Source organism: Streptomyces sp. NPDC059785 (assembly GCF_042732375.1).
Lineage (GTDB): Bacteria > Actinomycetota > Actinomycetes > Streptomycetales > Streptomycetaceae > Streptomyces.
This window is the reverse complement of the sequence record NZ_JBHWHV010000010.1, coordinates 22257-35746: the sequence shown is the minus strand read 5'-3', so window position 1 is coordinate 35746 and position 13490 is coordinate 22257. Positions and strand designations below refer to the sequence as shown.

Here is a 13490-nt window from a genome sequence, read left to right as displayed (position 1 = left end):
ATCTCGCGCCACCCCTCTCACCTGCGCGTTTGACATCACCAACCCCTTCCACCACCCTTTCACTACTCAATTAGTGAAAGGGTGGTGGAAGGGGTGGTCGAGTACCGCATCGACCGGCGCTCCGGCGTCGCCACCTACGTCCAGATCGTCCAGCAGACCAAACAGGCACTGCGGCTCGGGCTCCTCGAACCGGGGGACAGACTGCCCACCGCCCGCGAGGTGGTGGAGGCCACGGCGATCAACCCCAACACCGTTCTGAAGGCGTACCGCGAGCTGGAACGCGAGGGCCTGGTAGAGGCCCGCCGCGGCCTCGGCACGTTCGTGCGGCGCTCCCTGGGCGCCGCCCCGGCCGACTCCCCGCTGCGCGGTGAACTGGCCGACTGGGCCCGGCGGGCCGGGGCGGCGGGCCTGGACCGCGAGGACGCGGCCGCGCTCTTCGCCTCCGTACTCGACGAACACTTCCCGGACGTACACCACGGGCAATACCCGGCCACGCCCGACGAGCACGACCCGGCCGCGCCCGGCGGCGAGCAGCTTTCGATCCCGAAGGGGGACCGATGAGTTCCAACAGCACCATCCCGGCCGTCGCCATGGAGGCGTCCGGGCTCGTCATGCGGTACGGGAGGCGGGGCGGCGCGGCGCTCGACGGCTGCTCCTTCCGGCTGCCCGCCGGGCGGATCAGCGCTCTCGTGGGTCCCAACGGCGCGGGTAAGTCGACCCTGCTGGCGCTCGCCGCCGGGCTGCTGCGGCCCACCGCCGGCTCGCTCACCGTCCTCGGCACCGCACCCGGCGCGGCCCGGGACCGCGTCGCCCACCTCGCCCAGGACAAGCCCCTGCACCCGCAGCTCAGCATCGCCGACACCCTGCGGATGGGCGCCGAGCTCAACCCGGACCGGTGGGACGCGGCCCACGCGGCGTCGATCATCGAGCAGGGCTCCCTCGACCCCGCGTCGAAGATCCGCAAGCTCTCCGGCGGCCAGCGCACCCGCGTCGCGGTCGCCCTCGCGCTCGGCAAGCGCCCCGAACTGATGCTGCTGGACGAGCCGATGGCGGACCTCGACCCGCTCGCCCGGCACGAGCTGATGGGCACGCTGATGGCGGAGGCGGCCGAGCACGGCACCACCGTCCTGATGTCCTCGCACATCGTCACCGAGCTCGCCGACGCCTGCGACCACCTGCTGCTCCTGGGCGACGGCCGGATCCGGCTCGGCGGCGGCATGGACGACCTGCTCGGCGCGCACACCCTGGTGACCGGGCGCGGCACGGCCGCCGACCTCGCCCCGCACACCGTCGTGGAGTCCCGTGCCACCGGGCGCGGACTCACCGCGCTGATCCGCCACGACGGCCCGGTCGGCGACGGCTGGGCGGCGTCGGAACCGTCCCTCGAGGAGCTGCTCCTCGCCCACCTCCGCGCACCCGACGCCCCGCCGCTCCTCACCCCGAGCACCGCCCCGCGGACCGGGGCGGTGCACGCGTGAACGCCACCACGAACGCCGGTACGAACACCACCTCCGTACGGCCGGCCGCGCCCCGCGCGCTGTCCCGCACCCGCGGACTCGTCCGCACCGTCCTGCGCCTGCACCGCCACGCCCTGTGGATCTGGCTCGCGTACATGTTCATCACCGCGGCACTGCTGCTGTGGCTGTACGGGCCGGGGGCGACGAACGCGCAGGAGGAGTTCGACACGTACGGCTACTACCCGCCGGGCGGCTGGGACACGGCGAAGTACGCCTACGACACGCTCTTCTACCAGCCGCAGATGCTGATCAGCATGGCCGCCTTCGTCGTGCCGCTGTTCGCGGCCGGCTCGCTGACCGGCCGCGAGATCGAGAACGGCACCGCGCAGTTCGCCTGGAGCCAGTCGACGGGACCGGTCCGCTGGCTGGCGGCCAAGCTCGCCGTGCCCGCGGTCCTGCTCACCGCCGGCACCACCCTGCTCGTGGTGCTCTACCGGCTGCTGTGGTCCGCGCACAACGGCCTTCTCATCGCCGGTTACTCGCCGCGCGAGCTGTACTTCTCGATCGGCCCGTCGACCGTCGCGCTGCCGCTGCTCGGCCTGGCCGTCGGCGCCCTCTGCGGACTGGTGATCGGGCGGGCGCTGCCCGCGCTCGCGGTCGCCGCCGTCCTCCAGTACCTGATCAGCGCGATGCGCGGCCGCCTCTGGCCGTTCCAGCACAGCACGGTGTACGGCGAGCTGCCCGAGCTGCCCGTGCGCGGCGGCCCGCACCGCACCTACCTGGCGTCGCCCGACTACTGGCCGCGCCAGCTCCTGGAGACCGGCGTGCTCCTCGCCGTCACGGCGCTGGTCGTCGCCCTCGCCTTCTACGCCCTGCGCAGGAAAGTGACCACCGCATGAGCACCCTGCCCGCCGTCCTGCGCCCGTCGGGGCTGTCCTGGACCGTGCTGCGCCTGCACCGGGGCGCGCTGATCACCTGGGGCAGCTTCGTGGCGGCCGTGGTCGCCGTACTCGTATGGACCAACGAGGTCACCGCGGACGCGGCCCTGCGGGAGCAGGCCTCCTGTGCACGCCGCTCGACCTGCTCCGTGCCCGAGACGATGGCCTACAGCGAGCGGATCGGCTGGATCGGCACCTTCATCTGCTTCAGCTTCCTGGTCGTGGCCGCGTTCGCGGGCGGCGCGCTCACCGGCCGCGAACTGGAGAACGGCACCGCGGAGCTCGCCTGGACCCAGTCCGTGACCCCCACCCGGTGGCTGGCCGCCAAGCTCGCCTGGCCGGCGCTGCTGCTGGTGACGAGCGGCACGGTGCTCGTCGTGACGTACCGGTGGGCCTGGTCCGCGCACCGGAACCTGATGAGCGACGACTGGTCGACCGTCACGGTGTTCGCGGCGCGCGGTCCGCTGGTGGTGGCGTACGCCCTGTGCGCGCTGGCGCTCGGCGCGCTGACCGGGATCGTGCTGCGCAGGGCGTTGCCCGCGCTGGCCGCCTCGCTGTTCCTGCTGTTCGTGCTGTACTCCGTGCTGTTGATCTTCCGCTGGGACCTGTGGCCCTCGGCGTCCCGGGTCGCCGCCGTCAGCGATCCCTCCGCGGTGCCCGAGGGAGCGCACGAGCTCGGCTGGGGGGCGATCACCGCCTCCGGGGCACACCGGGAGGGGGTCCACTGCGGGAGCAACGTCACGTCCGAAGGGCTGGAGCGCTGCCTGGCCGGGCGCGGTCTGTCCGCCACGTACGTGGAGTACCAGCCGGAGTCCCATTACTGGCCGCTGCATCTCGTGGAGACCGGGGTCGTGCTGGCGGTGGCCGTTCTCGCGACGGGCTGCGCGTTCTGGCTGTTGCGCCGACGTACGGCCTGACCAGCCCGGCGTGCGGATCGACCGGCCCCGGCGTCGGGTCCCCGTGCGTGGCGGCGCCCTCCGGGAGGGGACCGGTGCGCCGTCGGCGGGTGCGGGCCCGCCGTGGCCGGTCGCGCCCGCGCGGCGGAGCCGCACACAGCCAACCCCCCACCCCCTAACGGGCACACCCGCCCCACACCTCCCCGAAGCCGGACGAATCCCCGCCCCTGTAGACGCCCGCGAGCCGCTCCCCGCTATCCCGCACGTCATGTCGCCGTAACCATCGATTCAGACGGCCTTGCGACCCTCGGCGAATGAACCCCGCCGTGCCCGAGCCCACCCCGCCCCCGGAGAACGGGAAGGCCGGGAGGAGCGGTCGCCTGGTCGCCGCGCTCCCGCCCGCGCGTTCCGACGCGCCCGTGTCGCCGCCGGCGCGGAAGAATGGTGCCATGAAGCAGCCCAGCGCCCCGGCAGAGGACCAGCAGCCCCAGCCCTCCGTGGGCTCCATAGCCGCCCACCGCCCGCACACCGTGGCGGCCACCGTCTCCGACCTCGAGCCCGACATCGACGCCGACCTCGACACGTACGAAGACACCGTGCAGGACGGCGACCGGTTGCCGCAGGGGCGGTTCCTGGACCGGGAGCGCAGCTGGCTGGCGTTCAACGAGCGGGTGCTCGAACTCGCCGAGGACCCGGACACCCCGCTGCTCGAACGGGCGAAGTTCCTCGCGATCTTCGCCAGCAACCTGGACGAGTTCTTCATGGTGCGCGTCGCCGGGCTGAAGCGCCGGATCGCCACCGGCGTCGCCACCCGCTCCGCCTCCGGGCTCCAGCCCCGCGAGGTACTGGAGATGATCTGGGCCCGCTCGCGCGAGCTGATGGCCCGGCACGCCGCCTGTTACCAGGAGGACGTCGCCCCGGGGCTGGCCGAGGAGGGCATCCACCTGGTCCGCTGGAACGAGCTGACCGACAAGGAGCAGGCCCGCCTCTTCACGCTCTTCCGGCACCAGATCTTTCCGGTGCTGACCCCGCTGGCCGTCGACCCCGCACACCCGTTCCCGTACATCTCGGGTCTGTCCCTGAATCTCGCGGTCGTGGTCCGCAATCCCGTCAGCGGGCACCGGCACTTCGCGCGCGTCAAGGTGCCGCCGCTGCTCTCCCGCTTCCTGGAGGCCTCCCCGGACCGCTACGTGCCCATCGAGGACGTCATCGCGGCCCATCTGGAGGAGCTGTTCCCCGGGATGGAGGTGCTCGAGCACCACACCTTCCGGCTCACCCGCAATGAGGATCTGGAGGTGGAGGAGGACGACGCCGAGAATCTGCTCCAGGCGCTCGAGAAGGAGCTGATGCGGCGGCGGTTCGGGCCTCCGGTACGCCTTGAGGTCGAGGAGTCCATCGACCGGTACGTGCTCGATCTGCTGGTGCGCGAGCTGAAGATCAGCGAGGCCGAGGTCTATCCGCTGCCGGGGCCGCTGGACCTCACCGGCCTCTTCGGCATCGGCGCCCTGGACCGGCCCGAGCTGAAGTACCCGAAGTTCGTCGCGGGCACCCACCGGGACCTCGCCGAGGTCGAGTCGGCGTCCGCTCCCGACATCTTCGCCGCGCTGCGCGAACGGGACGTCCTGCTGCACCACCCGTACGACTCGTTCTCCACCTCCGTGCAGGCGTTCCTGGAGCAGGCGGCGGCCGACCCGGACGTGCTCGCCATCAAGCAGACGCTGTACCGGACCTCCGGCGACTCCCCCATAGTCGACGCCCTCATCGACGCCGCCGAGTCCGGCAAGCAGGTCCTCGTGCTCGTCGAGATCAAGGCGCGCTTCGACGAGCAGGCCAACATCAAGTGGGCCCGCAAGCTGGAGGAGGCCGGCTGTCACGTCGTCTACGGGCTCGTCGGCCTGAAGACACACTGCAAGCTGTCGCTGGTGGTCCGCCAGGAGGGCGACACGCTGCGCCGGTACAGCCACGTCGGCACCGGCAACTACCACCCCAAGACGGCCCGCCTCTACGAGGACCTGGGGGTGCTCACCGCCGACCCGCAGGTGGGCGCGGACCTCTCCGACCTGTTCAACCGGCTCTCCGGCTACTCCCGCCGCGAGACCTACCGCCGGCTCCTGGTCGCGCCCAGGTCCCTGCGCGACGGCCTGGTCTCGCGGATCAACAAGGAGATCCAGCACCACCGGGACGGCCGCCCCGCCTACGTCCGCATCAAGGTCAACTCGATGGTGGACGAGGCGGTCATCGACGCCCTGTACCGCGCGTCCCAGGCCGGCGTGCAGGTCGACGTCTGGGTCCGCGGGATCTGCGCCGTCCGTCCGGGCGTGGCGGGCCTCTCCGAGAACATCCGGGTCCGCTCGGTCCTCGGCCGCTTCCTGGAGCACTCCCGGGTCTTCGCCTTCGGCAACGGCGGCGAGCCCGAGGTGTGGATCGGCAGCGCCGACATGATGCACCGCAACCTCGACCGCCGGATCGAGGCACTGGTCAGGGTCACCGACCCGGCCCACCGGGCCGCTCTCAACCGGCTCCTCGAGACCGGCATGTCCGACACCACCTCCTCCTGGCACCTGGGCTCCGACGGCGAGTGGACCCGCCACTCGCACGACGCGGACGGCCAGCCCCTGCGCAACGTCCAGGAGATGCTCATAGACGCCCGGAGGCGCCGGCGTGGCACAGCGACACCTTGATTCCTCGGACCCGATGGCCGGGACCCCGCCGAAACGTGCTGCCCCGCTCGGCGCGGCTCCGATCGGCGCGGCGGAACCCGGCGAGGGTGCCCCCGTACCGGGAGGCATCCCCCTGGGGGACGCCCTCGCGGGCTATCTGAGGGCCCAGGCCACGGAGTTCCTCCGGGCGCTGCGCCAGCACCGGGAGACCGGCGGCGCGGCGAACGGATCACAGGAGTCCGTCGACGCGGCGCGCGCCCTGCGCCGCTCGGCCCGCCGCATCAGCGGCAGCCTGCACACCTTCCGCCCGCTGCTCGACGCGGACTGGTCGGAGTCCATGCGCCCGGAGCTGGCCTGGCTCTCCGGGACGCTGGCCCGGGAGCACGCGTACTCGGCCCGCCTGGAGCGCCTGCTGCTCGCGCTGCACCGGCTGTCGGGCTCGGCGGTACCGGCCGCCCGTCCGGCCGTCGCCGCCCTGGCGAACGGGGCCGCCGGTACGGCGACGGGTGCCGCGCCCGGCCCCCGTACACGGGCCGGCGGTCAGGACGCCTCCCCCGCCGGGCCGCGCCGCCCGGCCGGCGGCGCGGAGCGCGGCCAGCTCACCGTGGGCGCCGCCAAGGCGGGCGCCCTCCTGGACCGCCAGCTCACCCTCGCCAGAACCCGGGCCCACTCGGCCGCCCTCCAGGCGCTGGGCTCCTCACGCTTCCACGCGGTGGCCGACAGCGTCGCCGTCCTCGCCAGCGAGGTCCCGCTGACCTCCGCCGCGGCCGCCGCCGAGCTGCGCCCGCTGGCCGCCGCCGCCGGGGAACGGCTGTGCGACGCGGTCACCGGGCTGCCGCTGGTCACGGCGGGCCACCCGTACAACGCGGAGGCCCTGGTCCACGGCCTGTCGCCGGACACCGCGCCGCAGCCCCAGGACGCCCCCTGGCACCAGGTCCGCCTGCTGCTGCGGCTGCACCGCTACGCCCAGGAGGTGCTGTGCGGCGGCGACGTCCCCGTGGACACGCAGCTGCTCACCGCGGGCCGCGCCCTGAACCTGCACCGCGACGCCGCGGAGGCGGCGTCGGCCGCGTCGGCGGCGGCCCGCACCCCGCGCATCGCCCCGGCGACGGCGTACGCGCTCGGGGTGCTCCACGCCGACCAGCGGCACGAGGTGGAGGCGGCCAGGTTCGCGTTCCAGCAGTCCTGGCGGAAGGAAGCGGTGAACGCCTCCTAGCGGGGAAACCGGGGGCCCGGAGGATCCGACCGCATCCGCGGCGCCCCTGGACGACGACCCGCACGGGACGCGCGTACGAGAGGAGTGCTGAGCACCCATGACCGATACGACCGACACGGCAGGCACCACGATCCGGGCGGCGGGCTGCGTCCTGTGGCGCCGCTCCCCCGTCACCGGCGAGCTGGAGATCTGTCTGGTCCACCGGCCCAAGTACGACGACTGGTCGCATCCCAAGGGCAAGCTGAAGACCGGCGAGGAGGCGCTCGCGGGCGCGCTGCGCGAGGTCGCCGAGGAGACCGGGTACACCGCCGCGCCGGGTGCCCGGCTGCCGACGGTCCGCTATCCGGTGGGCGACCGCCCCAAGGAGGTCCGTTACTGGGCCGCCGAGGCGACGGACGGCGCTTTCGCGCCGAACCGCGAGGTCGACCGGATCATCTGGCTCTCCCCGGTCGCGGCCCGCAACCGGCTGACCCAGTCCAGGGACCGCACCCTGGTCGGCGCGCTGCTCGACGCGCTGCACCTGACCTGAGACCGGCCGGGGCGCCGACAACCGCCCGCGGTTCCCGGCCGGTCCGGGAGCCGCGGGCGGTGCCGTCCCACGTCCGGACGGCCGCGGAAGGTGCCGTCCCACGTCCGGATGCATGCGGTGCGCGGCACGCGCGGGCAACCTCGGCGGCTGCTTCCCGTTGCCTACTGTTACCGCCGGGACACGAGGGGTCGGAAACCACCCTGTGTCCGCGACGTAAGCCTTCCGTGACCTCACCGCACCGTCCGCAGGGGTTCACCCTCCGTTCATTTACGCCCATCGGCGCCTTCACCTGTTCTGCCTAATTTCGGCCTTACCCGGTGCGGACCGCTCCTAGGAGACGACCTCCGCATAACACCGACTTCGCACGCCGCCACCTGTCGGCGGCTCCTGGAAGGAACTCCCGAAAGTGAAGCTTCAGCGCAAGAACCGGCTTCGCGCCCTCTCGCTCGGTGCCGTCGCCGTCTCCGGCGCCCTGGCCCTCACGGCGTGCGGCTCGGACGACACCGGCGGCAGCGAGGGCTCGGACACCTCCGCGGCGGCCAACAGCTCGATCAAGTGCGACGACGCCAAGGGCCAGCTCCAGGCTTCCGGCTCCTCCGCGCAGAAGAACGCGATCGACGCCTGGATCAAGGCGTACTCGGCCGCCTGCAAGAGCGTGCAGATCAACTACAACCCGACGGGTTCGGGCGCCGGTGTCACCGCGTTCACCCAGGGCCAGACCGCGTTCGCGGGTTCGGACTCGCCGCTGAAGGCGGAGGAGATCACCGCCTCCAAGAAGGTCTGCACGGACAGCCAGGCCATCGACCTGCCGATGGTCGGCGGCCCCATCGCGATCGGCTACAACCTGCCGGGCGTCGAGGACCTCGCGCTGGACGCCTCGACGATCGCCAAGATCTTCGACGGCAAGATCACCACGTGGGACGACGAGGCGATCAAGAAGCTGAACCCCGACGCGAAGCTTCCCAGCACCAAGATCCAGACCTTCCACCGCTCGGACGACTCCGGCACGACGGACAACTTCACCAAGTACCTGAAGGCCGTCGCCCCGTCCGACTGGAAGTACGAGGGCGGCAAGGCCTGGCAGGCCAAGGGCGGCCAGTCCGCGCAGGGCTCCTCCGGTCTGGCCCAGCAGGTGAAGCAGACCGAGGGCGCGATCTCGTACTTCGAGCTCTCCTACGCCGGTGACGGCATCAGCACGGTGAACCTCAAGACCGAGGCCGCCGAGCCCGTCGAGGCCACCGTCGAGAACGCCACCAAGGCCATCGCCACCGCCAAGGTCGCCGGCACCGGCAAGGACCTGGCCCTGGAGCTGAACTACAAGCCGACCGAGGAGGGCGCCTACCCGCTCACCCTGGTCACCTACGAGATCGTCTGCGAGAAGGGCAACAAGGCCGACACCCTGCCGGCCACCAAGTCCTTCCTCAACTACATCGCGAGCGAGGACGGCCAGAAGCAGCTGGCCGACGCCAAGTACGCGCCGATCCCCGACGAGATCATCACGAAGGTCCGCGAGACCATCTCGGGCCTGAGCTGACCTGAGCGTGCGGTCCGCCCCTTCCCCGGCCCCTGAGGGCCGCGGGGGGCGGGCCGCACCGTCCGGTGCACCGCCGCCTGGAGCCGATCCGTCCCGGCTCCGCAGACCGGAGAATCCTGATGGACATATCTACGCAGAGCACTCAAGCACCTCCCCCACCGACTCCTCCCGCCGCCGAGCAGAAGCGCGCCGCCCGCGGCGCCACCCGACCCGGAGACCGGATCTTCCTCGGCCTCTCCCGTGGTTCCGGCATCTTCCTGCTTGTGATCATGGCCGCCATCGCGGTCTTCCTCACCTACCGGGCCGCCATCGCGATCGGCAAGGACGAGGGCAACTTCCTCACCACCTTCGAGTGGAACACCAACATCGACCCGCCGTACTTCGGCATCGCGGTCCTCGCCTTCGGCACGGTCGTCTCGGCGATCATCGCGATGATCCTGGCGGTCCCCGTAGCGGTCGGCATCGCCCTCTTCATCACGCACTACGCGCCCCGCAAACTCGGCGGCACCATCGCGTACGTGATCGACCTGCTGGCCGCCGTCCCCTCCATCGTGTACGGCCTGTGGGGCGCCCTCGTCCTGGTCCCGCACATGAACGGCCTGTTCGGCTGGCTCGACCACTACCTCGGCTGGACCGGCATCTTCGAGTGGCAGGGCGGCGCCCCGCGCTCCATGCTCACCGTCGGCATCCTGCTCGCGATCATGATCCTGCCGGTCATCACCAACGTGAGCCGCGAGGTCTTCCGCCAGGTCCCGCAGATGCACGAGGAGGCCGCGCTGGCCCTCGGCGCCACGCGCTGGGAGGTCATCCGCATGGCGGTGCTGCCCTTCGGCCGCTCCGGCGTCATCTCCGCCTCGATGCTGGGCCTCGGCCGCGCGCTCGGCGAGACGATGGCCGTCGCCACGGTCCTCTCCCCGGAGTTCACCATCAAGGCCAGCCTGCTCGACCCGGGCGGCGGCACGTTCGCCCAGAACATCGCCAGCAAGTTCAGTGAGGCGAGCGAACTGGGCCAGGACGCCCTGATCGCCTCCGGTCTGGTGCTGTTCCTCATCACCCTGCTGGTCAACGGCGCGGCGCGCATGATCATCAACCGCCGCAAGGAGTACTCGGGGGCCAACGCATGAGCACCGCACCCGTCACCGACAAGCGCCCCAGCACCCTGCGCGGCGCCAGCCTGCCGAAGTGGTCGCCGTGGGCGATCGCCGCCGGCTCCCTCGTCGTCGCCGTGGTCATCGGCCTGGCCGGGGGGCTCGACAGCAAGGTCCAGTGGGGCCTGATCGCGGCCGTGCTCTTCGTCCTCGGCACCTACGGCATCGCCGCCCGCGTAGAGGGCCGCCGCCAGGCCAAGGACCGCATCGCGACCGCCCTCGTCTGGGTCTGCTTCCTGGTGGCCGTCGTCCCGCTGGCCTCCCTGATCTGGGAGACCCTCAAGCGCGGTGTGAAGGTCCTCGACGGCTACTTCCTCTCCCACTCCATGGGCGTGGTCGCCGACGCCGAGACCGGCGGCGGCATCTACCACGCGCTCATCGGCACCCTGGAGCAGGTCGGCATCGCCGCCCTGATCGCCGTCCCGGTCGGCGTGCTGACCGCCGTCTACCTGGTGGAGTACGGGCGCGGGAAGCTCGCCAAGGCCGTCACCTTCTTCGTCGACGTCATGACCGGCATCCCGTCGATCGTCGCCGGTCTGTTCATCCTCAGCTTCTGGATCCTGATCCTGGACATGGGCTACTCCGGGTTCGCCGGCTCGCTCGCCCTGGCGATCCTGATGATGCCCGTCGTGGTCCGCTCCACGGAGGAGATACTCAAGCTCGTCCCGAACGAGCTGCGCGAGGCGTCCCTCGCCCTCGGTGTCCCGAAGTGGCGCACCATCCTCAAGGTGGTCCTGCCGACCTCGATCGGCGGCATCACCACCGGCGTCATGCTCGCCGTCGCGCGCATCACCGGTGAGACCGCGCCCGTGCTGCTGCTGGTGTGGGGCACGAACTTCATCAACACCAACCCGTTCAAGGACCCGCAGGCCTCGCTGCCGCTGTACATCTACCAGCAGTACGCGACCGGCCAGGACGCGGCCTACGACCGGGCCTGGGCGGCGGCGCTCACCCTCATCGCCTTCGTCATGATCCTCAACCTGGCGGCCCGCTCCATCGCCCGCTGGAAGGCCCCCAAGACGGGCCGCTGACGCGGCCATCAGCGACCCGACTTACCCCTCGAAAGAAGCAGTGATCCCCATGGCCAAGCGAATCGACGTATCGGGCCTGACCGCCTACTACGGCGCCCACAAGGCAATCGAAGACATCTCCATGACGGTCGAGCCGCGCTCGGTGACCGCGTTCATCGGCCCCTCCGGCTGCGGCAAGTCGACCTTCCTGCGCACCCTGAACCGTATGCACGAGGTCACCCCGGGCGGCCGCGTCGAGGGCAAGGTGCTCCTGGACGACGAGGACCTGTACGGCGCGGGCATCGACCCCGTCTCCGTCCGCCGCGAGGTGGGCATGGTCTTCCAGCGCCCGAACCCCTTCCCGACCATGTCGATCTTCGACAACGTCGCGGCGGGCCTGAAGCTCAACGGCTCGTACAAGAAGTCCGAGCTGAACGACGTCGTCGAGAAGTCCCTCAAGGGCGCCAACCTCTGGAACGAGGTCAAGGACCGCCTGAACAAGCCCGGCTCCGGTCTCTCCGGCGGTCAGCAGCAGCGGCTGTGCATCGCCCGCGCCATCGCGGTCGAGCCGGACGTGCTGCTCATGGACGAGCCCTGCTCGGCGCTCGACCCGATCTCCACCCTCGCCATCGAGGACCTGATCGGGGAGCTGAAGGAGCGCTTCACGATCGTCATCGTGACGCACAACATGCAGCAGGCCGCCCGCGTCTCCGACCGCACCGCGTTCTTCAACCTGGCCGCGGTCGGCCGCCCCGGCAAGCTCATCGAGATCGACGACACGGAGCGCATCTTCTCCAACCCGTCGGTCCAGGCCACGGAGGACTACATCTCCGGCCGCTTCGGCTGACCGGACCTCCTCCCCAGACCCCTCGCGGTGCTGCATGGCGGTGCCACCGCGAGGTCACAAAAGGGCCCGCCCCTGGCTCCCGGGGGCGGGCCCTGTCGTTTTCAGCCCGTCCGGCGCTTGAGGTTTTCAGCCCGTCCGGCGTTTGAGGACGAGGCCGTCAGGCCGAAGCGGGGGCCTGGGGGCGGCAGCCCCCAGAGACAAGGGACGGGAAGGGGCGGAGGGGGCGAAAACCCCACCCCGGCCCCCGCCGCTAGAGAAACGCCAGGTTCACGACCCAGAAGCTGGCCGCAGCCACCACCGCCGCAGCGGGCATGGTGATGAACCACCCGAGGACGATGTTCTTGGCGACACCCCACCGCACGGCGTTGACCCGCTTGGTCGCACCCACGCCCATGATCGCCGAAGTGATCACATGCGTCGTGGAGATCGGCGCCTTGAACAGAAACGCCGTGGCGAACATGATCGACGCCCCGGTGGTCTCCGCGGCGAACCCCTGCGGCGGATCCAGCTCAATGATCTTCCGCCCCAGCGTCCGCATGATCCGCCACCCGCCGGCGTACGTACCGAGCGACAGCATCACCGCGCAGACGATCTTCACCCACACCGGGATCGGATCCTCGGCGCTCTGCACATCGCCGATGACCAGTGCCATCACCACGATGCCCATCGTCTTCTGCGCGTCCTGGAGGCCGTGCCCGAGCGCCATGCCGGCCGCCGACACCGTCTGCGCGATCCGGAAACCGCGCTTGGCCTTGTGCGGATTGGCCTTGCGGAAGATCCACATGATCGCGCACATGACGAGATAGCCGACGATCAGACCGACGAACGGCGACAGGAACATCGGAATGACGATCTTGTCGATGACCCCGGACCAGTAGACGGTCGTACCGCCCGCGAGCGCCGCGCCGACCATGCCGCCGAACAGCGCGTGCGACGAGGACGAGGGAAGCCCGAAGTACCAGGTGACGAGGTTCCAGACGATCGCGCCGACGAGCGCGGCGAAGAGGATGCCCATCCCCTTGTCGCCCTCGGGCGTCGCGATCAGGCCCTTGCTCACGGTGTGCGCGACCCCGCTGCCCATGAAGGCGCCCGCGAGGTTCATCACGGCGGCCATCGCGAGCGCCGCGCGCGGGGTCAGCGCCCGCGTCGACACCGAGGTGGCGATGGCGTTCGCCGAGTCGTGGAACCCGTTCGTATACGTGAATCCGAGCGCGACCCCGATGGTCACGATCAGCGCGAAGGTGTCCATGGAGAG

General features: G+C 71.2%; 12 protein-coding genes. 11 read left to right on the top strand and 1 reads right to left on the bottom strand.

Annotation, left to right across the window (positions count from 1 at the left end; all coding sequences use genetic code 11):
- The first annotated feature begins 93 nt into the window (after positions 1-93).
- From ACFV6E_RS10100 to pstB, 11 genes are all read left to right on the top strand, one after another.
- Positions 94-561, top strand: coding sequence for a GntR family transcriptional regulator (locus ACFV6E_RS10100; protein WP_385460373.1), 468 nt, complete (start codon positions 94-96; stop codon positions 559-561).
- A complete protein-coding gene (locus ACFV6E_RS10095) occupies positions 558-1478 on the top strand; it encodes an ABC transporter ATP-binding protein (protein ID WP_385168417.1) in 921 nt (306 codons plus the stop codon). Before ACFV6E_RS10100 ends, ACFV6E_RS10095 begins: the two co-directional genes overlap by 4 nt.
- Positions 1475-2356, top strand: coding sequence for a hypothetical protein (locus ACFV6E_RS10090; RefSeq protein WP_385460370.1), 882 nt, complete (start codon positions 1475-1477; stop codon positions 2354-2356). The genes ACFV6E_RS10095 and ACFV6E_RS10090 overlap by 4 nt, the downstream gene beginning before the upstream one ends.
- Complete coding sequence (locus tag ACFV6E_RS10085; RefSeq protein WP_385168412.1) at positions 2353-3312, top strand: ABC transporter permease; 960 nt, start codon at positions 2353-2355, stop codon at positions 3310-3312. The genes ACFV6E_RS10090 and ACFV6E_RS10085 overlap by 4 nt, the downstream gene beginning before the upstream one ends.
- A 293-nt stretch (positions 3313-3605) precedes the next feature.
- Positions 3606-5972 (top strand): RNA degradosome polyphosphate kinase, encoded by a 2367-nt coding sequence (locus tag ACFV6E_RS10080; protein WP_385168410.1) that lies wholly within the window; start codon positions 3606-3608, stop codon positions 5970-5972.
- On the top strand, positions 5953-7167 hold the full coding sequence (locus ACFV6E_RS10075; RefSeq protein ID WP_385460367.1) for a CHAD domain-containing protein: 1215 nt from the start codon (positions 5953-5955) through the stop codon (positions 7165-7167). Before ACFV6E_RS10080 ends, ACFV6E_RS10075 begins: the two co-directional genes overlap by 20 nt.
- Positions 7168-7264: 97 nt before the next feature.
- Positions 7265-7696: an NUDIX hydrolase gene (locus ACFV6E_RS10070; protein ID WP_385168404.1), complete on the top strand. Its 432-nt coding sequence runs from the start codon at positions 7265-7267 to the stop codon at positions 7694-7696.
- A gap of 406 nt (positions 7697-8102) precedes the next feature.
- Complete coding sequence (gene pstS, locus ACFV6E_RS10065; RefSeq protein WP_385168401.1) at positions 8103-9230, top strand: phosphate ABC transporter substrate-binding protein PstS; 1128 nt, start codon at positions 8103-8105, stop codon at positions 9228-9230.
- Positions 9231-9349: 119 nt separating this feature from the next.
- A complete protein-coding gene (gene pstC / locus ACFV6E_RS10060) occupies positions 9350-10354 on the top strand; it encodes a phosphate ABC transporter permease subunit PstC (RefSeq protein WP_385168399.1) in 1005 nt (334 codons plus the stop codon).
- Positions 10351-11409, top strand: coding sequence for a phosphate ABC transporter permease PstA (pstA, locus tag ACFV6E_RS10055; protein ID WP_385460364.1), 1059 nt, complete (start codon positions 10351-10353; stop codon positions 11407-11409). The genes pstC and pstA overlap by 4 nt, the downstream gene beginning before the upstream one ends.
- Positions 11410-11458: 49 nt before the next feature.
- The gene (gene pstB / locus ACFV6E_RS10050; protein ID WP_385168394.1) at positions 11459-12235 is read left to right on the top strand and encodes a phosphate ABC transporter ATP-binding protein PstB; all 777 of its coding nucleotides are present in this window, start codon (positions 11459-11461) and stop codon (positions 12233-12235) included.
- Between the two features lie 250 nt (positions 12236-12485).
- Here the strand turns inward: pstB and ACFV6E_RS10045 are convergent, their stop codons facing one another.
- Positions 12486-13484 (bottom strand): anion permease, encoded by a 999-nt coding sequence (locus ACFV6E_RS10045; protein WP_385172308.1) that lies wholly within the window; start codon positions 13482-13484, stop codon positions 12486-12488.
- Positions 13485-13490: the final 6 nt, after the last annotated feature.

Coding starts and splice junctions, on each gene's coding strand:
- pstA (WP_385460364.1), top strand. CDS start 10,351: ATGAGCACCGCACCCGTCACCGACAAGCGCCCCAGCACCCTGCGCGGC.
- pstC (WP_385168399.1), top strand. CDS start 9,350: ATGGACATATCTACGCAGAGCACTCAAGCACCTCCCCCACCGACTCCT.
- ACFV6E_RS10085 (WP_385168412.1), top strand. CDS start 2,353: ATGAGCACCCTGCCCGCCGTCCTGCGCCCGTCGGGGCTGTCCTGGACC.
- ACFV6E_RS10045 (WP_385172308.1), bottom strand. CDS start 13,484: ATGGACACCTTCGCGCTGATCGTGACCATCGGGGTCGCGCTCGGATTC.
- ACFV6E_RS10070 (WP_385168404.1), top strand. CDS start 7,265: ATGACCGATACGACCGACACGGCAGGCACCACGATCCGGGCGGCGGGC.
- pstB (WP_385168394.1), top strand. CDS start 11,459: ATGGCCAAGCGAATCGACGTATCGGGCCTGACCGCCTACTACGGCGCC.
- ACFV6E_RS10080 (WP_385168410.1), top strand. CDS start 3,606: ATGAACCCCGCCGTGCCCGAGCCCACCCCGCCCCCGGAGAACGGGAAG.
- ACFV6E_RS10095 (WP_385168417.1), top strand. CDS start 558: ATGAGTTCCAACAGCACCATCCCGGCCGTCGCCATGGAGGCGTCCGGG.